This window comes from Sphingomonas sp. GM_Shp_1 (assembly GCF_026540895.1).
In the GTDB taxonomy this organism is placed as follows: domain Bacteria; phylum Pseudomonadota; class Alphaproteobacteria; order Sphingomonadales; family Sphingomonadaceae; genus Sphingomonas.
In genome coordinates, this window is sequence record NZ_JALNUR010000002.1 from 186,121 (window position 1) to 212,217 (window position 26,097).

A 26,097-nucleotide genomic window follows, 5' to 3' on the forward strand; every position below is an offset into this window, starting at 1 on the left:
GGCCGTAGGGACCGTGCTGGGAGACAGAGATGAAAAGGCTAGTCTTCTGCTTCGATGGCACATGGAACAGGCTGGATGCCGACACGCCGACCAATGTGGTCCTCACTGCCGCCAGCATAATTAGACAGGTCCCCCATGGCGGCCCAACCCAGATCATCCATTACGACGAGGGCGTAGGCACCGGGACGCTCGACCGGGTTTCGGGGGGCACCATGGGCGTCGGACTGGTGACAAACATCCGCGAGGCCTATCGCTTCCTCATCTTCAACTACGATCCCGGCGACGAGATCTTCGTCTTCGGCTTCTCTCGAGGGGCCTTCAGCGCTCGCACGTTCTGCGGCTTCGTACGCCATGTCGGTCCGCTTCGTCGGCTGCACGCCGCCCGCATCGATGATGCGCTGAAACTCTATGAGGCAAGGCTGAGGGACGAGGATGGGGCCACCGAGAAGCTGCGCCGCTTTCGCGCCGACTATTCCGGCAACGTCTGCATAGGGGCCGACGACGATGCCTGGCGTTGTTCGAACGTGCCCAATTACCTGACTGGCCAGGCACCGCCGCTGACGATTAAGTACCTCGGCGTGTGGGACACCGTCGGTGCCCTGGGGGTGCCGAAGGTGCTGCCGCTCAGCGGCATGCTCAATCGCAAACATCGCTTCCACGACATCGCGCTAACTGGCTTTATCGAAAATGCGCGCCATGCTGTCGCCATCGACGAGCACCGCGCGCTTTTCCCGGCAGAGCCATGGGGCGACCTGTCGGCAATAAACGAAGCTCGGAACTACCGGGCGGAGGATCCCAACGCTCCATACCAGGAACAGTGGTTCCCCGGGACACACGGGTCGGTAGGCGGAGGGGGCGACATCCGTGGTCTTTCTGATGGCTCACTGGCCTGGGTACTGCAGGGCGCAAAGCGCGCCGGTCTGAAGCTCGATGTCGAGCAAGGGTCCCGAATTCAGGCAGTACGGCCCGATCCACTCGCGCCGCTCGTGAACGTGCGTGAACAGCAGTTTAGTGCCACGGCGCTGCTGAAAACGAACCGTGACGGGCCATCAGCGCCCTACCAGGTCTCGGCCGCGGCACGCCGGCGCTGGCAAGCAGAGGCTAACAACCTTCCTGAGCAGATGGCCTATCGCCCTAAAACCCTTGCAAAGGTCGCCGCAGCCCTCGACGCACTACCGCGGCGACAGCCGCTGGCATCGGGCTCGGTCGTCCACGAGGTGGTGGAAAAAGACACGCTGCGCGTGCTTGCCAGACACTACCTGGGCTCAGCCGACCTCGAAGACGCGATCTACGAAGCCAATCTCGACCAGATGGACGACCCGAACGAAATCTTCGTCGGGCAGAAGCTGCGCATCCCGGCACCGCTGCCCGAGCAGCCGGCTGACGTCTCTACACCTCTTGCCGCAGAGAGGGCACCATGAAGGGGGCTGGAATCATAGCCCTGCTCGCCGCGTTCGTTGCAGCACCCGCTGCGGCGGGGGATGGCGAGCTCCACACCTTCCATTGCCTTCACGGTTGTCCGCTCGGTGCGGCCGACATCGACGACATTGTGGTGCGCGAGATCTACACCCTGGCGTCGAACGACCTCACCAAGATGGCCGACTGGGTCGCCTACCGCGTGACCCCGTCGTCGATCGGACCATCGGGCGAGCGCAAGTGGTCTGCCGACCCCTGGCTCGCTCCCGAAGAGACGCTCGAGCCCGACGACTATGACGGCGCATCTGGTGCGTTGGGCGTTGACCGGGGACACCAAGCGCCGCTTGCGGGTCAGTCCGGCACGCCGTTTGCTCCAGACACGAACCTTCTCTCCAACATTACGCCACAGGGTGCAGCTCTGAACCAGGGTGCGTGGCAGCGCTTGGAAGCACGTGAGAACGAGTTGGCGACTGGGACGGGCATCGCCGTCTACGTGCTGACCGGGCCGCTGTTTGAACGGGTCCAGCCACCGCTACCACACGCGGACGAGCGCCATCGCGTGCCGTCCGGTTACTGGAAGGTGGTCGCAACGCAGGACGGCCGCATGGCCGCCTTCATCATGGACACGGCGGCTCCGAGGACGCTTGACCACTGCGATGCGAGGGTAACGGTTGAGGAGGTGGAACTACGCTCGCGGCTCAGCCTGTTCCCCCGCCTGAGAACGCGAACCTTCCGCGACCTCTCGCCAGAACTGGGATGCCGTTCATGATCAGGTTTCCGCTGCGGCCCTGCCAGCACCTGACCACATGCATTCTGCTGGTGGCAACCGTTAGCAGCTGCGCCACAGCACCCTCGGCCGATCTGACCGGCTTTGGACGTGCGGCATCGACGCTTCAGGCTGACGCCGCGACGACGTTCGCCGATGCTAACAGATTGACTCGGTCGGTAGAGGTTGACCGCTTCGTCCGCTCCGGCGCAATCGCCCTGTCTGAGCGCCGCTTCCCCGCCGCGGTTCCGCCGGAGGTCGCCGCCAAGTGGCGCGGCGCGCTTGGCGATCTTGCTCGATACGGCAATCTGCTCGCGACCCTGACCGGCCGTGGACGCGGCAACGTGCAGACCGACGCCTTCCGCGGACTGGGCGTGCAACTCAATGCGGGGCTGACCTCGGCAGATCTCGACCCTGGCGTGTCCGCTGGCTTCGCCGCCATGGCAGGCGCACTAATAGATTTGCGCGCTCAGGCCAGTGCCCGCGACATCCTGCGCCGGACGGACCCGGACGTGCGTGCGCTTCTAATCGCGATGGCGAACGCCGTTGGTCGGAACGATGGGGAGGGCTTGCGGGGTACGGTAGCGTCGAACTGGACCACCGCCCTCTCCGTCTACCAGCGCACTTACGCCGTTGCCGCGACGGAGAGGGCCGATGCCCGTCAGAGGCAGATCGTCGCGGACTATCTCGCCGGCATCGACAAGCGGGATGCGCAGTTGGCGGCCCTTGCTGGTCTGCGCGCGTCACTGCTCGGTCTCGCCGACGCGCACACTGCGGCGGCGAACGGTTCGCGCCGGCCATTCGACGAAGTGCTCAAGGACGTGAATGATCGGCTGGAAAGGACTGAGGCAACCTACAGGGCCATCGACAAGGCGGGAGACGGGAGATGAACAGCGTGGACAGCGTGCCGGCCAGGTCAGGCGACAATCCAGATTTAGTGGCTATGCATCGCGACCTCGTCGGACTCGTCCATCAGCTTGAAGAATCCATCGACTTTGCTCCGGATGCGCCAACGATCGTCGCCATCACAGAGCAAATGGCTGATGTAAATGCGCGCGTGACATCGATAGGCCGGGTACTGTTGGCGGCGCAGACCGAGGAGATCACGCGTCACGCCAAGGCGGTTTCTGACGCGATCCCAGCGGTTGAAAAGGAGATCAAGAATCTCCAAGACTGCAAGCGCCTTGTCAGTAGCGTCGCCGCTCTGCTCGGCACCGTCGACGAGGCGGTACGCGTCGCGACGCTCGCCTGCGGATAATGCCTGCGGGAGAAGAAATCTCTTGGAACGTCCGGTCTCTTTGCAGACGCAACCTAGCTAAAGAAAACCCGAAGGCGTCCATTGCGGCACCTGTTGATCTTGCCATAGCCGCAGGCGCCGCCAGTCCAATGCGTCGTACACCACGGCGGTGCTCTGGGTGCTGCCTAGGGGCAGTGCGGCCGCCGCCTCACGGAGGAAGCGAGGCCGCAGGGCATCATCATCTAGGTAGGCAGCTTCCCACCACCCGATAATCCGTTCCCGGGCATTCGCCATCGCCGCGGCGGATGGCAGTCGGTCGCGCTTCTCGTGCTGATTGACCCGGGTGTGCGCTGGCATCAGGTTCCACAGATCACCGCATGGCCAGACTGACCACGGCAGGCAGTGGTCGATGTCGAAGCTATTTGGCTTGAGCGGTCGTCCCGTCCAGACGCATGCCATAGGGTGCCTGCGAGCGAGAAGCCGCTGAGCGACGTCGCGGCCAATAGCGGTGGTGCGAACCGGTTCTGCCCATGCCAGGGCCGCTTCTGCAGCACCGGGAGCGATCGCCAAGCCCATACGATCGGCGTAGGCGCGGGTGAGGCGCGACCATTCAGTCACCAGCATGGGTTCGATCCAGGATCCAAAGCGCGACATGGCTCGCCACAAGTGGCCCGGCACCTCGATCAAACCCCAGGCGCGGAGCGTCTGGAGGTCAAGCACGGTCGCAGATGCACCGTTCCGCCGCTCGCGGCTGATGCCGAACACCGGCGTGTCACTGTTGGGATAGCGGGTGAAAGTCGCTGGCATCTTGGCGATTGTATGAGCGGCCCGAGAGAGAGCGGACGCAACCGCATGGGCTTGTTCACCGCTGAACGAAGCCCCGACACGTAGCTCAATCGGTGCCGTACCAAACCTCAGCAGCGCTTCGAAGCCATCTTTGGCAAAGCCTAGCCGGTCGGTGCCGATGTTGCCCGGCATCTGCGGAAGTCCGGCTCGCACCAACGGCAGATACATTCTAAGCCAGTTCAGCGCGACCAGACCCAGTGGCACCTCAACTGCGTCGCGGCCATTGGGTGCCGCCGCTGCCGCCGCAGGCGCATACTCAGCAATGCGTGCCACGGCCCGGAGCAGGGCCAGCTTGTAGGTGGAGGACTTATCGTCGGACAGGACGATCCCGCGCACCAGTGGAAGCGCGCCAGTGCCGTCATCCGGCATGCGTAGCGCCATGACGTCCCATGTCACATCGGCGCGTCCGCCTTGGTCGCTAGAGGCAGCAACCCGTAACACCTCCAGCCCGTGCGCCCGAGACAGACCCTCGATCTCAGCGGTCGAGGTCGGGTGCATCTGTATACCGGACTGGGCGGGCCCGTGGCGGAGCGTCATCACCAGTACGCCGCCTGGCTTCATCAGCGTGGCGAGCTTCCGGAAGGCACGGGGTCGATCGGCAGGCGCGACGTGCTGCCAAACAGCTGACAGCAGCACGAGATCGTAGGCGAGCCCAAGCCCATGAACATGGTCCAGCGATGGCAGGGCATCGCCCACCCACCGAATGCCGCGGCTACCATGCTTATCAACTGCGATACGGTGCATTCCGGCAGCCGGCTCGACCGCGACAACCTCATAGCCGAGAGAAGTCAGCCAAGCCGCGTCACGTCCTGTGCCGGCGCCGACATCGAGAGCCAGTCTGCCGGCACCGCCGCCTGGGATGGCTGGCATCACATCTGCCAGCATCCGCTCGGATGATACCGCCTCATACCGCTCGGTGAGAATGTTGGCTTGGCCGTCATAGGCAGCGATGACGTCAAGGTAGCTGCTCAAGCGTCGAGGCCTGCGAAGCGAGCACGATGCCGGGCGACATAGTCCGCGCGCGGGTGGAGCCGTGGATCGGCGGGCAGGTGGACGCGCTCGCCCGGTTGCGGGAACAGGCGGATGAGTTCGGACGGCACCTTGTTGTGCGACACCAGCAGCCGACACTCGTCGTCGAGGCTGATAAGGTGGCGGTCGAATAGCCAGTGCGCGGTCGCTGACAGGGCGATGCCGTTCTGCACGGCGTCCGGCCCGCCATCGGCGACACTCCAAATGTGTGCGGCCTGAGCTTCGGCCTTGCCGCCACCATTGACCATACGCAGCCCCGTCACCGCACAGCGGTTGTCATACGCGTCGAGCACATGGCATCGGAAGGCGGCACTGCGCACCTTTCGGTTGACTAATAGCTGCGCAACGCGCCGCTCGTCAGGCGGTGAAGCCAACAAGGCGGCAGTGGAAGCATCGATGTGCCGTGCATCGAGCTCGAGCCGGATTGCGTGCTCGGGTGACAGGGTATCGACAAGGCCGCGATTTACGATGGCGGCAAAGTCAGCATCGTCGATGTGGCGGACCGATCGGCCGCGCAGCGCCCGTCCGGCAATGGCCGGGTTGCCCAACTCGCGCAGCATGCGCTCCAAAAAGCGGCCGTCCGCATCGCGGTATGGCACCGGGCTGTCAAACTCGATGAAGTCGCCGATGCGTGCGTAGAAGAGCGTGCGGTCGGCTGGATCGGGGTCAATGCTTTGCACTAGACCCGCCGCCACATAGGCCTTGCGACCGCCGGCCGATCCGGTTTCCCGATAGACGATCCAGTCGCCGACGCACGCCTCCGCTGCGCGAAGGTAGATGCGTGGAAAATGGTAGCGCTCAGCGATCAGGTCATCGTAGCGCGACGTACCGCTTATCTCGAAGATACCCTTCATGGTCGAGATCGTGACGCCATTCTTATGATGGAGCAACGTCTAGGATGGGGTGAACAGACATCACCTATGTTCAGGCCATCGTGAATGGATGACCGCTATCGAGAGGCGCAAATGGGAGGGACGTCCGCACATGGGTCAGGCTGCGCGGGTCTAGGCGAGGCCGGTATCGACCAACACACGTCGTTCAGGTCAGTCACCTCGAATGTTCGCTTATGATAGAAGCTGCCGCCAAGCGCCGCGAAGCAGACCGTCGGGAAGACGCCCCGTTTCGATCCTTCATCGAGTTCGCCCCCCCCAATCTGAAAGCAGTCACTTGTTCACCTTGTGTTCTAGCGAACTCTGCCATATTGGTTGCGAATGCCGCTGCCAGAGCGAACGGATTGCCATTAGCGTTTAGCGCTCAAGGAGAGGTCGCACATGGGTTTTCTATCGGAACAGCAATTCGCGTCGCTGCATATCGAACACATGATTCTCCATGTGGTTCGAGACGGGCCTTTTAACCCTGAGCTTGCGCGGGAGGTCGAGCATCCCGACTTCTTCATCGAGCGCATCCGCAACACCGACGCGGCAAGCGTCTATGCATTCGAGCCGGAGTCTGCGGTTAAGGCGAAGATTGGCGAGATGGCACGAGGGGAGGTCAACTTCGAGGCGGGGGCGCAGTCGCTGTCGCGAGAGTTCGCCAAACTGCATCACGGCGGACACAAGCCCGGGGCGCTCTTCATATTTGAGTTGAGTTGCGATGAGCCTGACGTCACTATCTACAGCCTGATTAAATACGACTATCAGGAAGTCATCGAACAAGCCGATGCGGATGAAGGCAGTCTGCTGCGGCGCATTCTTCAGGCGTTTGTGGCGGAGAAGAAGGCAATTCAGAAGTCCGCGATGATCCGGGTGGTCGACGGCATTGTTGAAGATGCCGTTTCGACTCTTGACCGGATGAAGGCGGCGCCCGCCATCGGCGACTATTTCGCCAGCTACCTCCATGTGCGGCGCGAACGCAGCGACAGCGAACTGACCCAAGCCGTAAAAGACGTGGTCCGCCAGACGCTGATCGAGAGCAAGGACGTGCTGCCGGACCGGAACGTGCCGCGAGCAATCCAGCGCGCGCAAGCTGCGTTGCGGGACAGACAACAGATCGATGAGGATGCCGTGTATGAGGCCATCCTCGCAGCCGCTGGCAATCCCGAGGATGAAAGCACTCGGTCGCAACTCCAAGCGCGCACTAGACGAAAGCTTAGGTCCGCTAAGTTGGAAGGCTTGGCCTTTCCACCCAGCGGGCAGATCCTCCAGCGCCCGCCCACCCGGCAAGTGAAGACGACCGAGGGCGTTACCCTGATCTATCCGGACGACGCTGACGAACGAACGGTGCGTCGCGTCGACACTGACGACGGCGGCCAGGTGATTACGATTACGACGAGACACGTCACGGAGGATCGCATTGTCCGCGACAACACTCGCCTACCAGCTTGATCGGCTTCCGGGGCTTGGCGCCTTCGTGGTCGAGACCGCTGATACGGTAAGCGCGTCGAACCTCTCGGCTCGACAAACGCGCGAGCTCTGCGGACTCGTCGAGGCGGAAGGCTGGCGGCTCACGATCTTCGACCAAGCGAACGGATCATGGACCCGAGACGAGTTGGACAAAGATCTAGCTCCGTTCCGCTTGACGATCTTCAAACCGCCTGCGGGCATCGACGCGGTCCGTATCTTGACGGATGTTGGCTTTGCCGCGTGGCTCGCCGAGCCCAGCGCATCAGTCTGCCAAGTCGCTCGGCTATCGCGCCCCTTCGAGACGCTCGGCGTTCGGTTTACAGGCTGGGATGAACCCGTCAGTCCGTTCGAGCCCGCCGAGGAAACCGCTAGCCCGCGATCCCTTGTGCGCGAATACAACGGTCAGGCACGGGCTCCGGGCGATATTCGCACATGGCTGCTTCGCGACGTTGATGGCGGCCCTTTCGACAACTCAACTTTCCGTATCTGGATGGCGGCCGCAGCCATGCATACGCTTCATGCCCTACCAGACGAAATTGATCCGGTGAACGGCTCGCTTAAATTCAAGGGACCGCCACGATTGGCGCTCCACGTCAGCACGGATGTCACCGAGGTACTTTCCGAGCTCGGCATCGATGGTTTCAAGAATCTGCAGCGCGGCGTCCGTTGGGTGTTTGAAAACGCTCGCGAAGCAGAGATGCGGCATGCGCTGTTCGCCACCGAAGTTGCTCGCAGCGGAATAGAGACCGATCGCGCCGAGATATATCTACGCGAACATGCGGAAGCCGCCTTGGACGGTGCGAAAATCGCCTATCAAGCTTCGCTCGCTCAGCTGAGCAGCGAAACGCTGAAGGCCCTTGCGGATCTCCGCAAGGCCGTGACCGAGGAAACCGCCAAGGTCACTGAAGCCACTCGGCAGATCGTGGGAGCCGTGGCCGCAGCGCTGGCCGTGGGCATCGGCCTCATGGCCGCTCGGGTCACTTCGACCGCATCTGGCAACCTGATCATTGCGATCATGATCGTCGCTGCGGCTTACGTGTCGATGGTGATCTTGTCAGGCCTTCAGTTCACCTGGCTGCAGCGTGACCTTCGCCGCGGTTGGCAATCCCGGCTGTATCGCTATCTGCCTCGATCAGAATATCAGGCTCTGGTGCTCACACCGACCGGTCGAGCCGAAGTGTCACTGTTCTGGGTGGCTGGGATCGGCGGCTTCATCACCCTTATAATTTCGGCGCTAGTGATCTTCCCCAAAATTTGGACGTAGCAAGACAAGCTGCGCAGCGTCGTGGAGGCTCAACGCCTTACAAGGGCGCTTCATCCGCCTACTAACGGGTTGGTGGGACGGCAGGTCCTGGGTCGAGAGCAATATATCGATTGGCGAAGGCAGCTACCGCACGTCGGTCGCAGGAGAGCTGGCAGTCCGCCATCGACCCGATCTCTATCACCCTGCGGTCGCTCTTTGACATGTTGGGAGTGACCGTTGTGGGCCGAACCTGTCGGTCGCTAACTCGCGAAGGAACCGCAGAAACGTCCCAGTTCTGCCCGCTCTGGTGGCTGTGGGCAATCACATACGACTGAATGAGCTTAGGCCGGAGAGGCGACCTGCGCCGGCCACTATTGCAAGGCATCTTTGCCGACCGCCCGACCGCTGCCATGATGCCGGCATGACTCACGCTATCGATCCGCTCACCGTGTACGACGAAGACCTGTTCGATGCGGACGCGTCGGCCGCGCGTGGGTGGTTGCGGCGCGTCGGTACCGCGACGGCCAGACAATACGCGGTATTGGCCGCATTCGGATCGTTCGCGTCTTGGATGGCGTTCGGCGCATACGCGGAAGTGTTCGGGCTGCTGTCCAGCGGCGGCGATCTCTCCAGCGACGCTCAACCCCTCTTCGGGCTTGCCTTTTTCGGCGCAATGGCGATCGCGTGCGTCCTCGGCATGTTCGTGCTCCCGCGGTGGGAGCCTCAGATCGCCGACAATGGCGCGGCTCGCTACCTTCTACACGCGCGGACGGCCGTCATCGCCACTTCGATCCTGATCGCACCTTGGTTCGACTTCAAAGTACCGCTCGCTCTTCTCGTTCCTCTGATTGTCGCCGGCGTATATACGAAATCTAGAACTGAAGCCGGGGGGATCGATCCGGCCGCGTTCCTCTTGAACCTCGTGTGCCAGTCCACATGGACTTTCCTTTCAATGACCTGGCTAGTGCTGTGGTGTGATATGTGGCTCCACAACGCCAATTTTCGGCTGCCGCAGGCAACTGCCAATGCTGCACCTTTGATCATGGTCCTAATCGTCTTGTCTGGCTGCGTCGTGCAGTCCGCGATGCGGCTACGCGACCGCCGCTGGCCGTTGGCTGGCCTCGCATTTGTCGCCGCTGCGATCGGCCTGGCTAACCCAGGCGTATCGGGCCTTGTCGGCGTCGTGCTGTACAAAATGGATGTAGGCGGGGGAGTCTTTGACGTCGGGGCGTCGGCGGTGGGGCGACCGGTGTGCGACATGGGCGTACCCGGTCGACACTATTACATTCTCGCCGGCGACGAGGGATGCACGTTGAAGAGGGCGAACCGCCTGTTGGGCACACTCCGAAGGATGCCCGACCGCGAACGCGTCGCCTTCCTGTTGACCAACCGCGTCCAACCCGCACCGGCAGCCCAGTAGAAAGTGCATCGACGTTCAGGCGTATGACGCGGGTGTCGCACGTCCCGGTGCTCCCAGTTGCGAGTTCGTCCGCAAGGTTTCATGATCGGCGTGCCGCCCTACGGCCGGAATGCGAGTCACTTCAGCGGTATGTCGATCCTGCCGAATAGGGCATCCGCCGCAAGGTAACACCTTCCGCACTGATGATCGATCGGCGTAACAGTGACCGCGCCAGTAGAAATCGTCGTTGGCGCCGCTAGCTGGAAAAGACGGCTTTGTCCCAATCCCCGCCGTTCTATGCGGCTGCGCCGGCTGGTCGAGGGATATGAGCCTATCCGCCCGAACAAATGACGAGTTTCGGCGAGCGTTCTAACGGAGCTGAACGTTCGCACGTGGGTCATAGCCGCTTTGCCGTCACGGACTTGTTTTGGGATAGCGTGCCCTGGAGATCGGCCGGTCAGCAATTCAGGACAAAATAAACAACAAATCCCATCACGCCGAGAAGGGCAATTGCGAGCAGCGCCCGCGCCAACGGCTGATCCGCTACGCCTACATCAACGGTCTGCCCGGTTTCGTCACCCGCGAGCCTGACGGCCTGCTTCAGACGACCGCACTGCTCGTCGAGCAAGGCGCGTTGAAAGCGATCTATGTGATGCGCAATCCCGACAAGCTGCAGCACCTAGAAGTCCCGCTCAATTAGGAGGTATTGCTTGTAGTGCGGCGGGTACAACGGTCCCGGTGCTCGACAGCGCGCGCCAGGAGGGGCTTGCCCGGCAACCATCCAGTGACTTTCATTAAGGGTCAGTGGTCGAACAAGCGAACGGTTCAAAACACGAAACGAATCACCCATCTCACAGGCTTTCAAGGGAATGCACGGTGTCCCATCCGGCACGGGTTTGAAGCCAAAAAAGGGACCGAATTTGGTGTGGGCCACGCGGGGGCCACGGATTAAAGCGCCGGCTAAAAGCTGAGCTTTTCTACGGCCTGCATGAACAGTTGCGAGTCCTGTAAGCGCACCATCTTCCTGGTTATTTTGATAACTTGGGAAATTTACGAAAATCGTTGATCGTAACGGCTGCCTGCTACAATCGCAGCGAGGCGAGAATGGGTGCGTAGCTGCTTGAGCGTGATGGCGCCACTTACTATGTTCGGCGTTCGATTTCACTAGCTTCAAGGCGGTTTGAACCGCGCCGGGTTTGCCGGCGGTCTCAACGCCTGTGACGACGCGGCCATAAGCCGCAACATGGCGAACAAGGTTTCGCCTCAGGTCACGCCCCCCGACGAAACAGGAAGCGCTCGGATATCCAATGCGCAGCAGCGCCAACGGCGACGCCGAGCAGCACCTCCTCGGCACGCGCCAGCGCGGCCGTGACGATCGATCCACCGGGCGGTACCGTCAGCAGCACGATCACCGATGTCCACATGCAGACCCGCAGTTCCGGGCGGAGGCGGGCGATGCTGGCGGTGATACCCACCGCCACCGCCAGCATCGCGACCTGCCCTGCCCCGCGCATCATGATGGCGGCCAGCAACGCCACCGCCACGCCCACGACCGTCGCCGCGATCCGCGACGTCAGCGATCTATGCGTGTCGCCCAGCCTGTCCTGCGACACGACCAGCGCCGACACGCTCGCCCACACCGGATGGTCCAGCCCCATCCGGTTGGCGATCACCAGCGCCAGTACGGCGGCCGCCGTACAGCGCGCGACGAAGGCGATCGAGCGGATCGCCTCCGTGCGGGACACGGCCGCGGTCACCCACGACCGCAGGGCAGGCGGTCGCCTCACCGGAACAGGTTGGCCTTGGCCAGTTCCAGCACCTCGTCGCCGCGTCCGCTGAGCACCGCGCGGGCGGCGTAGAGGCTGAAGCCCTTCACCTGCTCGGCCTGGATCTTGGGCGGCATGATGAGTTCCTGAGTCTCGGTGACGACGTCGACCAGCGCGGGGCCGTCATGCGCGAAGGCGTCGCGCAATGCACCCTCCAAAACATCGGACCGCGTCACCCGGACCCCGAAATAGCCCATCTCGCGCGCGATCGCGCCGAAATCGGGGTTTTGGAGCGAGACATTCTCGTCGACATAGCCTGCCGCCTTCTGCTCCAGCGCCACGAAGCCCAACGTGGAGTTGTTGAAGACGACGATCTTGATCGGCAGCTTCATCTGCACCGCGGTCAGCATGTCGCCCATCAGCATGGCGAGGCCACCATCGCCCGACATCGACACGACCTGTCGCGCGGGAAAGGCACCCTGCGCACCCAGCGCCTGGGGCAGCGCATTGGCCATCGAACCATGGTTGAACGATCCGATCAGTCGCCGCCGCCCGTTCATCGTCAGATAGCGCGCCGCCCAGACGGCGGGCGTCCCGACATCGGCGGTGAAGATCGCATCCTCGGCGGCCAGCCGGTCGATGGTGCGCGCGACGAACTGCGGGTGGAGCGGCTTGTCGCCATCGCGCGGGGTCGCCAGATCGTCCAGCCCCTTGCGGGCCTCGCGATAATGGGCGCGCGCCTTCTCCAGGAACCGGTCGTCCCGCTCGCCCCGGATCAGCGGGATCAGCCCCCGCGCCACCTCTACGACATCGCCGACCACGCCCAGGTCGAGCGGCACGCGGCGACCGAGCGCACTCGGGTCGCGGTCCACCTGAACGACCTTCGCCTTTTCAGGGTAGAAGTTGCGATAGGGAAAGTCGGTGCCGAGCATCAGCAGCGTGTCGCATTCCATCATCGCGTGATAGCCCGACGAAAAGCCGATCAGCCCGGTCATGCCGACATCATAGGGATTGTCGTACTCGATATACTCCTTGCCGCGATAGGCATGGACGATGGGGGCCTTCAGCGCCTCGGCCAGCGCGACCACCTCGTCATGCGCGCCCGCCGTACCCGAGCCGCAGAGCAGGGTCACCGCCTTCGACACGTTGAGCAGGTCCGCGATCTTCGCCAGTTCCGCCTGCCCTGGCACCAGGCGCGGGGTGGCCAGCGGCGGGAAGGCGACGGCCCGCGTCTCGGGCGCGGGCTTCAGCGCGATGTCGCCGGGGATGACCAGCACCGCGACGCCGCGCTGGCCGATCGCGGTGCGGATCGCGCGGTGGAGCAGCTCGGGCATCTGGCGCGGCTCCTGCACCATCTCGCAGAAATGGCTGCACTCGCGGAACAGTTCGGTCGGATGGGTTTCCTGGAAATAGCCCAGGCCGATCTCGCTCGACGGGATATGCGCGGCGATGGCCAGGACCGGCACATGGTTGCGCTGGCAATCATACAGGCCGTTGATGAGGTGGAGATTGCCCGGCCCGCAACTGCCCGCACAGACCGCCAGCGTACCGGTCGCGGCCGCCTCCGCCCCCGCCGCGAAGGCGCCCGCCTCCTCGTTGCGGACATGCATCCATTGGATCCGGCCCGATTTGCGCAGGCTGTCGTTGAACGCGTTCAGGCTGTCGCCCGTCACGCCCCAGATGCGCTCCACGCCCGCTTCGACCAGCGTGCGGTTCAACAGGTCGGCAATCGTCTCGGCCACAATCCGTCCTCTTCTTGTATCAGTCGGGGCACAGGGCCACCGTCTTCACGTTGCAAGGGCGAAACGAGGCGGCAACGGATTGGCTTCCTTCGAGAACCATGATGTTTTTGCAACGTGCCGTGCCAATGATGCATGGCATGCGATGTCGCGGTGATCAGGGAAGCGGGCGGAAGACGGCCACGCCCAGCAGCACCGGCACCCGCCCTGGACTGACCCCGTCGTCGCTGCTGTCATCCTCCTCGTCCTCAAGCCGATCGACATTCAAGCTACGCCTTCTTCCCTCTCCCCTCAGAGAGGGGCGAGGGAAGAAGGGCATATCCGAACGTCGATTGGCCCTGGAAAGCAAAACGGGGCATTCCCATTGGAATTTGGGGAACGCGCCTTATGGCCAACGGGCGTCCGCAAATCTCGACACCTCAGCCGCAAGGTCCCGATCTTCCGGCGTATTTCCCTGGAACCCGCCATGGGGCATGGCCTCGAAGACATGCAGTTCGGCATCGACATCCGCCCGACGCAACGCCCGGTGCATCCGCACCGCGTTGGACAGGAAAAGGTCGCGCGTTCCCGATTGCAGAAAGGTCGGCGGAAAGCCGGTAAGATCGCCGAACAACGGCGAAAGATAGGGATGGGAGAGGTCGGCGCCGCCAGCGTATAATTGGTTGTTCCGCATGAGAGAGCCGGGCAGCACCACATCGACCATCTGATTGACCTGGAAGCTGTCACCGGACTCGGTCAGGTCCACTTGCGGTGACAACAGGATCATCCCGGCGGGCATGGGCATCCCTTCGTCTCGTCCGCGAAGGAGCATCGCAGCCGCCAGATTGCCGCCCGCCGATCGTCCGCCCACGACGATGCGTGACGGCGCATGGCGTTCCAGCACATAGCGATAGGCGGCCAGCGCATCGTCGAGCGCGGCCGGATAGGGATGCTCCGGGGGCATGCGATAGTCGACGCCATAGCAGACCGCCCCATGCTGATCGGCGTGCATTCGCGCCTGCGCTTTGCAGGCCTCACCACCACCCACCACCAGCGCCCCGCCATGAAAATCGAGATAGGCGCAATCCGGCTTCAGCACGGTTTCCGGCGTGGCGATATGGATCGTGGCGTCATCGGTCCGGACGGTCTCGACGCTTGCCCGCAAGATGCCGGCGAGCGCCTTCACCGCAGCCGCATATTGCCCGTCGGCGGCCGCCTTGATCGTCATCCAACCGGCATGATCGTCGGGCAGCGGCATCGCGTAGAGTGCGTTCAGCGGCACCCCATCGTCGTTCACCTGTCGTTCGAGACTGGCGCGTGCCTCCGGACTGATCGACGCCGGGAAAGGGATAAGGCGGCCATGGACGGCAACGCCGGATTTCTGATCGCTCATGTCGATACGCTACTCTCAACGCCAACAGCTTTGCGGGCCGGCGCCAATGGGGTCGCCGAGCCGCTGTCACACCCTAGCAGCCCCTCGACCATTCCAACAAATACACGGTCCGAAAGACGGCCGGGCGCAGAACCGGACGTGCAGGCCCAGCATAACGGCCCTGCGCGGCGCGGTCATTCGTAGGACGATATCTCGATCAGGTTGCCGTCCGGATCGCGCACATAGATGGAGCGAATGGGCCCCAGCGCCCCGCTCTTGGTAACCGGGCCGAGTTCGATATCGACGCCGCACGATCGAACGTGCGCGGCGACCGCGTCCGGGGAGGCGTCGGTCAGAAAACAGAGGTCCTGGCCGCCGACCGAAGGGGCCCTGCCCGTGAACCAGCTCTCCTGCGAGCTATGGATGGGGCGCAGATTGATCTTGTTTCGCCCGAACGTCATGCTGGTGCGCGGCTCGCCGGAATCCGATGTGATGTCCACCCGCTCCATGCCGAGCACGCGCGCGTACCAATCGGCGGAGGCCTCCACGTCGCGTACGTTGAAGACGATATGGTCGATGGCTTTGATCGTCAGCATTCGGGACTCCGCAACGAGGCGCTCTGTGCAGGCGTCGGGGTAAACCATATCGCAGAAGTCATCGATGGGCGCACCATGGTCGCTGCCCGCTTACGGCATCCTCGGCATGCCCGATCCGATGCCGGTCGATTCCGTCAGAACAGGCCGTTCAGGAATTTTCCCGTGCCGTCCGTCAATCCCACGATCTTATCGGTGGCTTGCCGGTAAAGCTTGAAGTCCAGTTCCGCCTCCGGCGCATCACCAGCCTGCCCACGAAACGAACGAAGCTGTGCGCGTCCCAGCGGTCGTTTGTTCGATCCACTTCGCTCGACGGCGATCGAGATGCGCGGGGTCTGTCGTTCGGCCGTTTTCGCTATGCTTTCGCAGGCCGTTATCACCCCCTTGGCCACCAATCCCGTGCCGCCATGGTTTTCGCTCGCGAAGATGAAGATGACGTCGCCAACCTTCGCGCCTTTCCCACCGTACATCGTCTTCTGGGCGACGAAGACGAACGAGGCCGCGTCGGGGTCGGGGACTTCCGCCTTGATGGCAAACCAACGGACAATCGCGGTCATGGCCGGATGATATCAGACGGGCCGGTGCCCGCAACCGGCGATCCTGGCCAAGGACGATGGAGCGGCAGAGGGATGACGAGCATCGGACCATTTTCCCGATTCACCTGGGCCGCCTATGTCTCCAGATCGGTCGCGAGGGAGAAGCCGACATAGCGGCCGGCATTGTAGGTCAGGCCCCCCGAGGAGTCGGCGATCCACCGATAGCTATCGAACAGGTTCATCACCTGAACGCGGGCGATCACCTCGCGCTGCCCGAGCCGGAGCCGGTGACGCGCGCCCAGGGCGACGGTTGGACGCGACGGCAGGCGGACGGCATTGGCCTGGTCGGCGAAGGATCCGCCATGCCGCGTCACCTGAAGATCGAAGGACGATCCGCGCCAGCTTTCCGGATGCACGTCCAGCGCCAGGACGATGCGACTGCGGCTGGTGCCGACCGGGCGCGGGCCGATCGTTCCGTCTTCGACCAATTCCCCGGTGACGCGCGGATCGAGCAGGACCGCGCCCGCAACGATGCTGGCGAACGGCGTCATGTCCCCGCTCAACGACCCCTCGATACCGCGATGGCGGACCTCGCCCAACCGGCGGTAGAGGTTCGCACCGTCGAGATTGAAATAGGGTTTGCGCACATCGAACACGCCCACAGCCGCTTGCAGCTTGCCCAGCGAGGCGCGCACGCCGGCATCGACCTGCCGCGTCCGCAGCGCGGGCGGCGCCGCATTGCGGTTGACCGCGATATCCGGGGCGACCTCGCTTTCCTCCAGCCCTCGCGTCACCCCGGCATAAGCCGACAGGCCGGACGCCACGTCGATCGAGGCCATCAGGTTGAACAACCATGGCCGGTCGCGCGACAGGATGGCCTCGCGCCCGGGCGGACGGACATGCTTGCGATAATCGGTCTTCTGGATACCGATGTTGAGGCTGCCCCGCCCCTTCCAGCGCCCCTCATAAGCGATGCCGCCCGTCACCTGTCGAACGTCGTCGGGCGTGCGTTCCGCGAAGGTGAAGGACGGCTCGGCGATCGGCGCGCGCGTCGCGATGTTGCGTCGGGGCAGTTCGACCGCCTCCGCCTCCCCATAGAGGCGGGCCTGATCGCGGGCGCGCACCGAGGCATGGAAGCGATGCAGCCGCGGACCGTCCGTGAAGGTGCGGGACACGCGCACCTCGCCGGAAGTGGAGGCATAGCGCGACGGCGGGGCCGCATAGACGGTTTCCGTGCCGGTGCCCGCCTCGTCCACATCGAGCCACAGGGTCGTCCGATCGCGGCTGACGGCATAGATCGAGCGGAACAGACCGCCCGCCACCGACCAGTCCCCCTGCTTCGTCCGTGCGATCAGGCCCGTATTGCTGCCGCGTCCGGTGTTGGTCGCCCAGTCCTGCCCCGTATAGCGCCGACGATCACGCACGCGCGGCGGGACGAACGCGCCGCCGGTGAAGTAGGTCGGCAGGGCCTCCTCGCTCCAGATCGAGTCGAGGCTCCAGAACGGGATGATCTCGGTATCGGGCGCGGGCCGCCACCGGAGGCTGATCCCACCGGAGAAGACCTTCGGCGTGCCCCCGAACCATTCATCGTCACGATAGAGGCCGAACCCGCCCGCCGCCGACAAGGTCCGACCGGCGATCGGCGCGCGAACGTCGAACTCGATACTGGCGTCGCCGAACGTGCCGGCGTTCAACCGGGGGCTGAGGACCAGGGCCTCGGGCGCCTCGGGCAGGCGAAAATCGGCGATCCCGGTCGGCGCCGGGAATGGATAGTCGATCGCCGTCAGGCCGACCCGGATGATCGAGCTGTCAACGATGCGATAGCTGACGTCCGCCTGCTGATCGATATACAGCCCCTCGATACGGACATTGCCCGCATCGATCGGTGAGAAGCCGCGCACGTCCTCCTCATCGTATAGTCCGACGGACTCGTTGGCGTAGCTGACGCCGAACGCGTCCTCGGCCGCTCGCGCGGCGTTCTGGTCGGCGCGCTGCGCCTCTGCCTCACCCGCGAACCCGAAGGCCGCGAGTGTCATCAATGCCCATTTCCGCATGTCTGCCCCCGCCGCATCCCCTAGCGAGGGACTTGCGGCTTACCAAGATCAAACCGGATCGGCCGCACTGCTGCATCGGGCCATGCCCCATATGGGGTCTGGATCAGCGCGGCCCCTTCGGCGGGCGAAGAAGTCTCCTGAATCAAAAGGCGTAGCGCAGCGTCGCCTTCACGTCGGCCGGGCGCCCATAGGCAAGCTGATTGTAGAAGCCGATCTGCGAGTAATATGTCTTGTCGAAGATATTGTCCGCATTGACCTGCACCGACAACCGCTCCGTCACCGGATAGCGTGCCATCAGGTTGACCAGAGCATAATCGTTGATCTGCAACCGCTCGGGGGCGTTCGTCACCGGGTTGGTGGTGTCGGTATAGCTCTCCCCCTCCCAGTTGACGCCGCCACCGATGGTGAGCCCTCTCAAGCCGCCGCCCCGCACCTCATAGGTGGTGAACAGGCGCAGCAGGCGATCCGGGTAGTTGCTGTTCACCCGCTTGTCGTCGCGATCGCGGACCTTGAACTGGGTATAGTTCACGCTCACCGCCCAGCCCGGCATGATCTCGCCATTGGCTTCGGCCTCGAAACCCGTGCTGCGCGCGCCGTTGGCGGCATAATAGGCCTGGTTGATCGTGCCGGGGATCAGGTAACCCGCATCGACCTGCGCCAGATTGTCCTGTTCCACCCGGAAGACGGACAGCGCCGTCTTGAGCCGCCCCGCGAAGAAACTGCTCTTGAGGCCCGCTTCGTAATTCTTGCCCGTCACCGCCGGCAAATAACCGCCATTGCGGTCCTGCGCGTCCTGCGGCTGGAAGATCTCGGTATAGCTGACATAGACCGTGTGATTGGGCGTCAGGTCGCAGAGGATACCGGCATAGGGGATGAACTCGCCACGCTTGCCATAATCGGCGACCGTGCCATAGGACAGGCCGTCCCGCTCCCAGGAGGCGAGACGCGCGCCCAAAATCACCTTCAGCGGATCGGCAAGCGACAGGCGGGTGGCCGCGAAATAGCCCCATTGCCTGGTGCGCACGTCCACCACCTGCGATCGTGCGCCCCAAATCGGTTCGGGGAAGGAGCCGTCCCAGGCGTTGAAATCGCCCACGGCGGCGGCGGGGCTGCTGTCATAACCATAGAAATCGAGACCCTGCCGCGCATAGCTGGCGCCCGCGATCAGATTGTGGCGGCGGCCGAGCAGCTCGAACGTGCCGGTCAGCCGCGCGGTCAGGTCCAGTTGCGAGAGCCGGCTGTCATAGCGGGCGGGGATGGCGGCCATGCCCAGCCCGGTCGTGCGGTCGGGCTGTCCGGTCAGGTACAGCAGCCGCATGTCGCCGCTGTTCCGGCCGTAATTGCCGTACAGGCGCAGCGTCCAGTCGCGCCCGAAATCCTGTTCCAGATTGACGAAGGCCGTGCGCTGCGTCGAACCCCAGCTCGTCCAGTCCGCGCCGATCGTCTTGGAGCGGCGCCAGTCGGTGCGACTGCCATCGGCATACCAGATCGGCAGGCCACCCCACAGCGTCCCCCGGGGATCGTTGTCCTGATAGCTCGCCCCCGCGCTGAACCGCGTCGACGGCGTCAGGTCCGCATCCAGCACCCCGTACAGCACGACCTTCCGGTTGCCGAGCAGATCGACATAGGAATCGGAATCCTGAAACCGGGCCACACCGCGGACGCGGACGCTGCCGTCGCGCGTCACCGGGCTGGTGACGTCGGCTTGGAGCAGATAGTCGTTCCAGCGCCCCGCCGAGGCGGTGAACGATCCCGTCAGGTGATCGCTCGTGGCGTGCTTGCGGACGAGGTTGATCGAGGCGGACGGATTGCCGGCGCCGGTCAGCAACCCCGTCGCACCGCGCACGATCTCGACCCGATCATAGAGAGACAGGTCCAGTTCGGATTCGCCGGCGCTATAGGCTGCCTGGAATTGCAACGGCATGCCGTCGATCTGATAATTCTCGATATCGAAACCGCGCGCGGCGAAGACGTTGCGCGAGCTGTCGAACGCCTTGGCCGAAATACCGGCGGCATTGTTGGCGATGTCGGTCAGGCTGCGCAGTTGCTGGTCGTCGAGCCGTTGCGAGGTGACGACCGTCACCGATTGCGGCGTTTCCTGGATCGTCAGGCCAAGGCCCGTGGCGGAATCCAAACGGTCATTGGTGGTGTAGCGGCCGATGACGGTGATATCGTCCCGCTCGCGTGAGCGATCGTCCGTCGTCCGGTCCGCCTGCCCGGTCTCGCGCGCCGGTGCCGACTGCGCCATCGCGATCGAAGGCACGGCACAACCGACCAGCATCAACGCCAGCACCGATCGGCAGCCATAGGCTGCCGCAGACACACCACCCGTCATTGAGACCCCTCTTAATGATATGGGCTCGCATTAGCATGCATTGGGAAGGGGTCAACCGTGGATGACCTGCATCGCCGACCGGCGAACAGCGCGCTTCCAAAACGCCCGTCGCCACCCTCACCCGCCGCCCGAACGATCAGGAAAGGCCGGTTTGACGGCGGTCAAAGGCACGTCCGCACCCTTAGGGCACAGTGCCCGGCATGTGGCCTTATCATCCCGACCTGCTCGCCCGGCCCGTGCCGCGCTACACCAGCTATCCCACCGCCGCCGAGTTCGGCGACCGGGTGGATCATGACGACATGGCCGCCGCGCTCGACGCGGTCGGGGCGGACAACATCGCGTCGCTCTATCTGCATATCCCCTATTGCCGGGCGATCTGCTGGTATTGCGGATGCAATACGGGGGCGGCGAACCGGACGGCGCGGCTGGATGCCTATCTGACGCGACTGCATGAAGAGATCGGCATGGTCGCCGCCCGGCTGGATGGGCGGGGACGGATCGGGCGGATCGCCTTTGGCGGCGGGAGCCCCAATGCCATCGCGCCCGATGCCTTTGCCGCGCTGGTCACGCACCTGCGTACGGCCTTTGCCTGCGAGGATGCACCGCTATCGCTGGAGGTCGATCCGCGCGGCTTCGATGCCGCCTGGGCGCGCGTCATCGCGGAGACCGGGGTCGCGCGGGTCAGCCTGGGCGTGCAGACCTTCGATCCCGTGCTTCAGGCGGCGATCGGTCGGGTCCAGCCGCATGAGGACATCGTCCGCACCGTCACGCTGTTGCGCGAGGCCGGGGTCGGGTCGATCAACTTCGACCTGATGTACGGCCTGCCCGGCCAAAGCAACGCGGCCCTTGCGGCGAGTTTGAGCGACAGCATCGCGCTGGCGCCCGAAAGGCTGGCGGTCTTCGGCTATGCCCATGTCCCGCATCTGATCCCACGCCAGCGCCGGATCGACGCGACCGCGCTGCCGGGTGCGGCGGCACGCTTCGCGCAGGCGGCGCTGGCGCATGAGCGATTGACGGCGGCGGGCTATCGGGCGGTCGGATTCGATCACTTCGCGAAGCCGGACGATTCCCTAGCCCGGGCGGCGGCGGGCGGAACGCTGCGCCGCAATTTCCAGGGCTTCACCGACGATCCCGCCGACATATTGATCGGGCTGGGGGCCAGCGCGATCAGCGAATTTCCCGACCGCCTGCTTCAGAATGCGAAGAAGGCGGGCGATTGGCATCGGGCGATCGGGGCCGGCCGTTTCGCGACCGCGCGGGGCATCCATCGGACACCGCTCGACCGGCGGCGGGGCGCGGCGATTGCGGGGGTATTGTGCCAAGGAGTCGCGGAGACGAACGGCCTGCCGGAGCGCGATGCCATTCGCACCCGGCTCTCCGGCTTCGAGCAGGCGGGGTTGCTCGGCTGGGAAGGCCACCGCCTGCGCCTGACGCAGGACGCGCTGCCCTATGCCCGCAGCATCGCCGCCGCCTTCGACGCCTGGCGCAGCACGGACGACATGCGCTTCAGCCATGCGGTGTGACCTTCCGCCGCGCTGCGCCGCCTGTGCCGCGCGCGGGATGGCGCTGTGCGACGGGTTGGACGGAACGGCGCTTGCCGCATTCCATGATATCGGTCGCCGCCGCCGGTTGGGCATCGGACAGGCATTCGGCTGGATCGGCGACCCCGCAAGCCATTGCGCCCATCTCGTCTCGGGCGTGCTCAAGATACCCGCATGGAGCCGGATGGCCGTGCCCAGATCGTCGGCCTGCTCTACCCCGGCGATTTCGTCGGGACGCTCTTTACCGACCGCTCCACCGACATGATCGCCGCGCTGAGCGATGCCGATCTGTGCGTCTATCCGCGTCTGGCGCTGGAGGAGATTCTGGTCCGCCACCCCGCCGCCGGGCGATGGCTGCTGCGCCGGACGATGGCGACGCTGGCCGAGGTGCGGCGCTGGACGCCGATGCTGGCCCGTGCGCGGGCCGAGGCGCGGGTCGCCGCATTGCTGCTCGACATGGCGCGGCGGTGCAAGGTGGAAGGGGACGCGCTATTCCACCTGCCGCTGTCGCGGGCTGCGATGGCGGAGGCCCTGGGCCTGGCGGTCGAGACGGTCAGCCGTCACATGACCGGCTTTTCGCAAGACGGGCTGATCGTGCTGTCCGGCCTGCGCGGGGTGTGCCTGCTCGACCGGACCCGCCTCGCGATCATCGCAGGCTAGGCGGCGGACCGGGCCTGCCCGTTCGCCGCCCATTGCCGTTCGCACAGGGCCGACAGCACCGGGCGATGGCTGACCAGGATCATCCCCTGCCCCGTCCGCCTCAATCGCGCGTCCAGCCGCCGCGCGACCTCCGCCGCGACCACGGCATCAAGCCCCTCGCCCGGCTCGTCGAGGAGCAGCCAGGGCGCATGCCCCAGATAGGCGCGCGCCAGCGACAGCCGCCGACGCTCTCCCCCCGACAGCCGCGCCCCGTCCTCGCCCAGCCATGTGTCGAGCCCCTCGGGCAGCGCCCGCACCACGGCATCGAGCGCGGCGTCGTGCAATGCCTGCCACAGGTGATCCTCCGTCGCATCAGCATCCGCCAGCCGCAGATTGTCGCGAACCGTGCCCGCCATCAGGCCCGCGTCCTGCGGAGCCCAGGCGAAGGTCGCACGCAAGGTCGCGGGCGGAAGCGTGGCCGCATCCCGGCCACCGATCATGATCCGTCCGGACGGTAGCGGACGAAGCCCCAGCAATCCCTCGATCAACGTCGTCTTGCCGCAGCCCGATGGTCCGGTCAGCGCGATCCGGCTGCCCGGTGCGAAGGCATGGCCGTCGATGACGAGGTGCGTGTCGAGCGGAACCTCGATAGCCGGACGCTCTGCCTCCACCGCGTCGAACACCGTCTCCAGCCGAGCCTCCGCCCCGCGGAGCCGTCCACTCTCGGTCATCGCGCGCAGGATCGGCGCGGTCGCATCGGCTGTCATCGCCGCCGCCAGGGCCGCGAGCGCCGCCAGCGGTGCGCCAGCCCCTGCCGACAGCACCAGCGCCGATGCCGCCGCCAGGGCGATGCTCACCGCGTGCAGCGCCTCGAACCGCGCCACCACCGCCGCCTGTCGCTCCTGCGCTTCGGCGAGCCGATCTCCCGCCGCCGCAATCCGGGCAGCCGCCCAATCCTCCAGCGCGAAACAGCGGAGTTCCGCCGCCGCGCCGCCCATCGTCGCCACCTCTTCGCGCAGACCCCCCATCGCCTGTTGTACGGCACGGCCGGGCTGATCCAATCGGCGGGCCCAGAGCTGTGCCAGGCCGAGCACTGCCGCGACACAGGCCAGCGTCGCGACCATGGCCGGCCATCCGCCGAGCGCGGTCAGCGCCGCGCCCGACGCCAGCGCCGCCACGCCACCCCAGGGCCCTGACAGACGGACGAAGCGCCATTCCACCGCGTCGACATCGCCGATCAGCCGCGCCGTCGCCTCCCCCCGGCCGAGCGCCAGCGCCACCGAGGGCGGCGCGGCGGTGATCGCACGGTAAAGCGCGGGCCGCAGCCGGGCGAGCGCCCCGAACGCCGCGCCATGGCTGGCCAGCCGCTCGCCATAGCGCCCAGCCGTTCGCACGATCGCCAGCAAGCGGATCAGGGCGGAGGGCAGCATATAGTTGAACGCCTGCGCCGCGACGATCCCCGCGCCCCCCGCCAGCGCGGCGGCGGTCAGGAACCAGCCCGACAGGGCGAGCAGCCATACCGAGGCGATGGCGACCAGCGCGGCGCACATCCCCGCTTGTCGCAGGCGGCGACGCTCCCGGCGGCGTTCGGCAGCGATCAGATGGCGTAACGTCATGCCGCCGGTCCCAGATGAACGATGCGCGTCGCGATGGCGGCGAGCGCGGGGCTGTGTGTGGCGATCAGCGTCGTGCGTCCGTGCGCGGCGCGTGCGATGGTCGCGGTCAGCGCGGCTTCGGCGACAGCGTCCAGATGCGCGGTCGGCTCATCGAGCAGCAGGAAGGGCGCAGGGTTGAGCAAGGCGCGGGCGAGCGCGATCCGCCGCCGCTCGCCGCCGGACAGGCCGCTGCCCCGCGCATCCAGTTTCGCGTCGAGGCCACCCGGCCGGGCCGCGAGCATCGGCCCCAAGCCCGCCGCCGCGACCGCACGCTGGATCGCCAGCTCATCCGCCTGGGGACGGGCGAGCATCAGATTGTCGCGGATACTGCCCGCAATCAGCAGGGGATGCTGCCCCGCCCAACTCGCCTGTCCCGCCAGCGAGACCAGGGGGGCGCCGTCCGCCTCGATCGTGCCCGCCGATAGCGGCGCCAGCCCTAGCAGCAGGTGCAGCACGCTGGTCTTGCCGCTGCCCGAGGGGCCGAGCAGCGCCACCGTCTCGCCCGCCTCGATCCGCAGCGACAGGTGCGAGACGGCGGGGGCGTCGCTGCCCGGATGATGGATGGCGACATCGCGCAGGACCAGCGGGGCCGCGCCCCGGACCCAAGGCATAGGCTCCTGTTCGGCCAATGCCATCAGGGTGTCGGCGGCCGTCTCCGCCGCCTGCTTGTCGTGATAGACGGCGGCCAGGCGGCGCATCGGCGCATAGAATTCCGGGGCGAGCGCCAGCATGAAAAAGGCTTGGGAGAGGGTCAACGTCTGGGGCACGGCGAAGGGCAGCAGGCCCAGCAGGGCGAAACCGCAATAGACCGCGACCAGCGCCACCGACAGCGCCGCGAAGAATTCCAGCGCGGCGGAGGACAGGAAGGCGACCCGCAGGACACGCATCGTCCGCTCGGCCAGTTCCTGCGCCGCCGCGCCGATTGCCTCGGTCTCACGTGTCTCGGCCCGAAAGGCCAGTACGACCGGCAGGCTGCGCACCCGGTCGGCGAAGCGGGCCGACAGGCGGTGCAGGGCGACGAATTGCCGACGCGACTCGTCCGCCGCCGCACCGCCCGCCAGGATCATCGCCGCCACGAAGGGCAGCAAGGTGCCCGCGAGAATGACCGCCGCCACCCAACTGGCGCAAGCGGTCGCGACCAAAACCAGAATCGGCGCGATGGCGGCGGCCCGGCGCGCGGGCAGGAACCGCGCGACATAGCCGTCCAGCGCCTCGACCGCATCGACGGCCTGCGTGGCGAGCAGGCCGCTATCGGCCGGGACACCCGGCTTTCGACGCAGCGAGGCGGTCACGGCGCGAAGCCGCTGCGCCCGCTTGACCGTCCCAGCCCTCACCGCGCCCCGCCGCAATGCCAAGGTCGCAAAAACCCCACGCAACGCACCCATGCCCAGCATCGCCAGGGCCCAGGGCCACACCGTCCCCTGCCCGGTCACCGCCGTCACGCCCCCCGCGACACCCGCCGCAAAGCCGACCGCCGCCAGCGTATCGAGGAGCAACAGACCCGCCACGCCGTCGCGTCGCCCGGCCGCCCCCTTCAACCAGCGGTTGCGCATCCTGGGTATCGAGGGAGCATCGGCGATCATCGTCATGCCGCGACGGTCGCCCCGACC

Annotated in this window: 20 protein-coding genes and 1 pseudogene; 10 read left to right on the forward strand and 11 right to left on the reverse strand. The window is 65.3% G+C overall.

Annotated features, from left to right (window positions below):
* The first annotated feature begins 29 nt into the window (after positions 1-29).
* Genes OXQ33_RS02075 through OXQ33_RS02090 form a run of 4 tightly spaced genes read left to right on the forward strand, consistent with a single transcriptional unit; the run spans position 30 to position 3,440 of the window.
* Positions 30-1,421 (forward strand): DUF2235 domain-containing protein, encoded by a 1,392-nt coding sequence (locus tag OXQ33_RS02075; RefSeq protein WP_267432986.1) that lies wholly within the window; start codon positions 30-32, stop codon positions 1,419-1,421.
* The gene (locus OXQ33_RS02080) at positions 1,418-2,185 is read left to right on the forward strand and encodes a DNA/RNA non-specific endonuclease (protein WP_267432987.1); all 768 of its coding nucleotides are present in this window, start codon (positions 1,418-1,420) and stop codon (positions 2,183-2,185) included. Before OXQ33_RS02075 ends, OXQ33_RS02080 begins: the two co-directional genes overlap by 4 nt.
* Entirely contained in the window at positions 2,173-3,072 is a 900-nt protein-coding gene (locus tag OXQ33_RS02085; protein WP_267432988.1) for a hypothetical protein, read from the forward strand. The genes OXQ33_RS02080 and OXQ33_RS02085 overlap by 13 nt, the downstream gene beginning before the upstream one ends.
* Positions 3,069-3,440, forward strand: coding sequence for a hypothetical protein (locus OXQ33_RS02090; protein WP_267432989.1), 372 nt, complete (start codon positions 3,069-3,071; stop codon positions 3,438-3,440). Before OXQ33_RS02085 ends, OXQ33_RS02090 begins: the two co-directional genes overlap by 4 nt.
* A 57-nt stretch (positions 3,441-3,497) precedes the next feature.
* On the opposite strand, the gene OXQ33_RS02095 is transcribed toward OXQ33_RS02090, so the two are convergent.
* Together OXQ33_RS02095 and OXQ33_RS02100 are read right to left on the reverse strand one after the other, a co-directional pair.
* The gene (locus OXQ33_RS02095; protein ID WP_267432990.1) at positions 3,498-5,237 is read right to left on the reverse strand and encodes a class I SAM-dependent methyltransferase; all 1,740 of its coding nucleotides are present in this window, start codon (positions 5,235-5,237) and stop codon (positions 3,498-3,500) included.
* Positions 5,234-6,148 (reverse strand): HNH endonuclease, encoded by a 915-nt coding sequence (locus OXQ33_RS02100; protein WP_267432991.1) that lies wholly within the window; start codon positions 6,146-6,148, stop codon positions 5,234-5,236. Before OXQ33_RS02100 ends, OXQ33_RS02095 begins: the two co-directional genes overlap by 4 nt.
* A 417-nt stretch (positions 6,149-6,565) precedes the next feature.
* Between OXQ33_RS02100 and OXQ33_RS02105 the strand changes: the two genes are divergently transcribed.
* From OXQ33_RS02105 to OXQ33_RS02120, 4 genes and pseudogenes are all read left to right on the forward strand, one after another.
* Positions 6,566-7,618: a hypothetical protein gene (locus OXQ33_RS02105; protein WP_267432992.1), complete on the forward strand. Its 1,053-nt coding sequence runs from the start codon at positions 6,566-6,568 to the stop codon at positions 7,616-7,618.
* Complete coding sequence (locus OXQ33_RS02110; RefSeq protein ID WP_267432993.1) at positions 7,587-8,900, forward strand: hypothetical protein; 1,314 nt, start codon at positions 7,587-7,589, stop codon at positions 8,898-8,900. The genes OXQ33_RS02105 and OXQ33_RS02110 overlap by 32 nt, the downstream gene beginning before the upstream one ends.
* 400 nt (positions 8,901-9,300) lie before the next feature.
* On the forward strand, positions 9,301-10,299 hold the full coding sequence (locus OXQ33_RS02115; protein WP_267432995.1) for a hypothetical protein: 999 nt from the start codon (positions 9,301-9,303) through the stop codon (positions 10,297-10,299).
* A 514-nt stretch (positions 10,300-10,813) separates the two neighbouring features.
* Positions 10,814-10,978 (forward strand): annotated as a pseudogene (locus OXQ33_RS02120) (RNA polymerase sigma factor SigJ); the annotation flags it as partial.
* 568 nt (positions 10,979-11,546) lie between these two features.
* Here OXQ33_RS02120 and OXQ33_RS02125 read toward each other — a convergent pair.
* From OXQ33_RS02125 to OXQ33_RS02155, 7 genes are all read right to left on the reverse strand, one after another.
* Entirely contained in the window at positions 11,547-12,035 is a 489-nt protein-coding gene (locus OXQ33_RS02125) for an FUSC family protein (protein ID WP_267432997.1), read from the reverse strand.
* A gap of 26 nt (positions 12,036-12,061) precedes the next feature.
* A complete protein-coding gene (gene poxB / locus OXQ33_RS02130) occupies positions 12,062-13,789 on the reverse strand; it encodes a ubiquinone-dependent pyruvate dehydrogenase (RefSeq protein WP_267433058.1) in 1,728 nt (575 codons plus the stop codon).
* A 379-nt stretch (positions 13,790-14,168) separates the two neighbouring features.
* The gene (locus tag OXQ33_RS02135; protein ID WP_267432998.1) at positions 14,169-15,155 is read right to left on the reverse strand and encodes an alpha/beta hydrolase; all 987 of its coding nucleotides are present in this window, start codon (positions 15,153-15,155) and stop codon (positions 14,169-14,171) included.
* Between the two features lie 173 nt (positions 15,156-15,328).
* A complete protein-coding gene (locus OXQ33_RS02140) occupies positions 15,329-15,730 on the reverse strand; it encodes a VOC family protein (RefSeq protein WP_267432999.1) in 402 nt (133 codons plus the stop codon).
* Positions 15,731-15,864: 134 nt separating this feature from the next.
* Positions 15,865-16,284 carry a hypothetical protein gene (locus OXQ33_RS02145; protein ID WP_267433000.1) on the reverse strand — a complete coding sequence of 140 codons (420 nt, stop codon included), beginning with the start codon at positions 16,282-16,284 and terminating at the stop codon, positions 15,865-15,867.
* Positions 16,285-16,397: 113 nt separating this feature from the next.
* Positions 16,398-18,299, reverse strand: coding sequence for a TonB-dependent receptor (locus tag OXQ33_RS02150; protein ID WP_267433001.1), 1,902 nt, complete (start codon positions 18,297-18,299; stop codon positions 16,398-16,400).
* A gap of 160 nt (positions 18,300-18,459) precedes the next feature.
* Positions 18,460-20,640 (reverse strand): TonB-dependent siderophore receptor, encoded by a 2,181-nt coding sequence (locus OXQ33_RS02155; RefSeq protein ID WP_267433002.1) that lies wholly within the window; start codon positions 20,638-20,640, stop codon positions 18,460-18,462.
* Between the two features lie 212 nt (positions 20,641-20,852).
* Here OXQ33_RS02155 and hemN point away from each other — a divergent pair, with 212 nt between their 5' ends.
* Entirely contained in the window at positions 20,853-22,175 is a 1,323-nt protein-coding gene (hemN, locus tag OXQ33_RS02160; protein WP_267433003.1) for an oxygen-independent coproporphyrinogen III oxidase, read from the forward strand.
* Between the two features lie 192 nt (positions 22,176-22,367).
* Positions 22,368-22,853, forward strand: coding sequence for a Crp/Fnr family transcriptional regulator (locus tag OXQ33_RS02165; RefSeq protein WP_267433004.1), 486 nt, complete (start codon positions 22,368-22,370; stop codon positions 22,851-22,853).
* Here OXQ33_RS02165 and OXQ33_RS02170 read toward each other — a convergent pair.
* Complete coding sequence (locus OXQ33_RS02170) at positions 22,850-24,448, reverse strand: ATP-binding cassette domain-containing protein (protein WP_267433005.1); 1,599 nt, start codon at positions 24,446-24,448, stop codon at positions 22,850-22,852. The genes OXQ33_RS02165 and OXQ33_RS02170 overlap by 4 nt on opposite strands.
* Positions 24,445-26,076 (reverse strand): thiol reductant ABC exporter subunit CydD, encoded by a 1,632-nt coding sequence (cydD, locus tag OXQ33_RS02175; protein WP_267433006.1) that lies wholly within the window; start codon positions 26,074-26,076, stop codon positions 24,445-24,447. The genes OXQ33_RS02170 and cydD overlap by 4 nt, the downstream gene beginning before the upstream one ends.
* Positions 26,077-26,097: the final 21 nt, after the last annotated feature.

Coding starts and splice junctions, on each gene's coding strand:
- OXQ33_RS02075 (WP_267432986.1), top strand. CDS start 30: ATGAAAAGGCTAGTCTTCTGCTTCGATGGCACATGGAACAGGCTGGAT.
- OXQ33_RS02080 (WP_267432987.1), top strand. CDS start 1,418: ATGAAGGGGGCTGGAATCATAGCCCTGCTCGCCGCGTTCGTTGCAGCA.
- OXQ33_RS02085 (WP_267432988.1), top strand. CDS start 2,173: ATGCCGTTCATGATCAGGTTTCCGCTGCGGCCCTGCCAGCACCTGACC.
- OXQ33_RS02090 (WP_267432989.1), top strand. CDS start 3,069: ATGAACAGCGTGGACAGCGTGCCGGCCAGGTCAGGCGACAATCCAGAT.
- OXQ33_RS02100 (WP_267432991.1), bottom strand. CDS start 6,148: ATGAAGGGTATCTTCGAGATAAGCGGTACGTCGCGCTACGATGACCTG.
- OXQ33_RS02105 (WP_267432992.1), top strand. CDS start 6,566: ATGGGTTTTCTATCGGAACAGCAATTCGCGTCGCTGCATATCGAACAC.
- OXQ33_RS02115 (WP_267432995.1), top strand. CDS start 9,301: ATGACTCACGCTATCGATCCGCTCACCGTGTACGACGAAGACCTGTTC.
- OXQ33_RS02135 (WP_267432998.1), bottom strand. CDS start 15,155: ATGAGCGATCAGAAATCCGGCGTTGCCGTCCATGGCCGCCTTATCCCT.
- OXQ33_RS02140 (WP_267432999.1), bottom strand. CDS start 15,730: ATGCTGACGATCAAAGCCATCGACCATATCGTCTTCAACGTACGCGAC.
- OXQ33_RS02145 (WP_267433000.1), bottom strand. CDS start 16,284: ATGACCGCGATTGTCCGTTGGTTTGCCATCAAGGCGGAAGTCCCCGAC.
- OXQ33_RS02150 (WP_267433001.1), bottom strand. CDS start 18,299: ATGACACTCGCGGCCTTCGGGTTCGCGGGTGAGGCAGAGGCGCAGCGC.
- hemN (WP_267433003.1), top strand. CDS start 20,853: ATGTGGCCTTATCATCCCGACCTGCTCGCCCGGCCCGTGCCGCGCTAC.
- OXQ33_RS02165 (WP_267433004.1), top strand. CDS start 22,368: ATGGAGCCGGATGGCCGTGCCCAGATCGTCGGCCTGCTCTACCCCGGC.
- OXQ33_RS02170 (WP_267433005.1), bottom strand. CDS start 24,448: ATGACGTTACGCCATCTGATCGCTGCCGAACGCCGCCGGGAGCGTCGC.
- cydD (WP_267433006.1), bottom strand. CDS start 26,076: ATGACGATGATCGCCGATGCTCCCTCGATACCCAGGATGCGCAACCGC.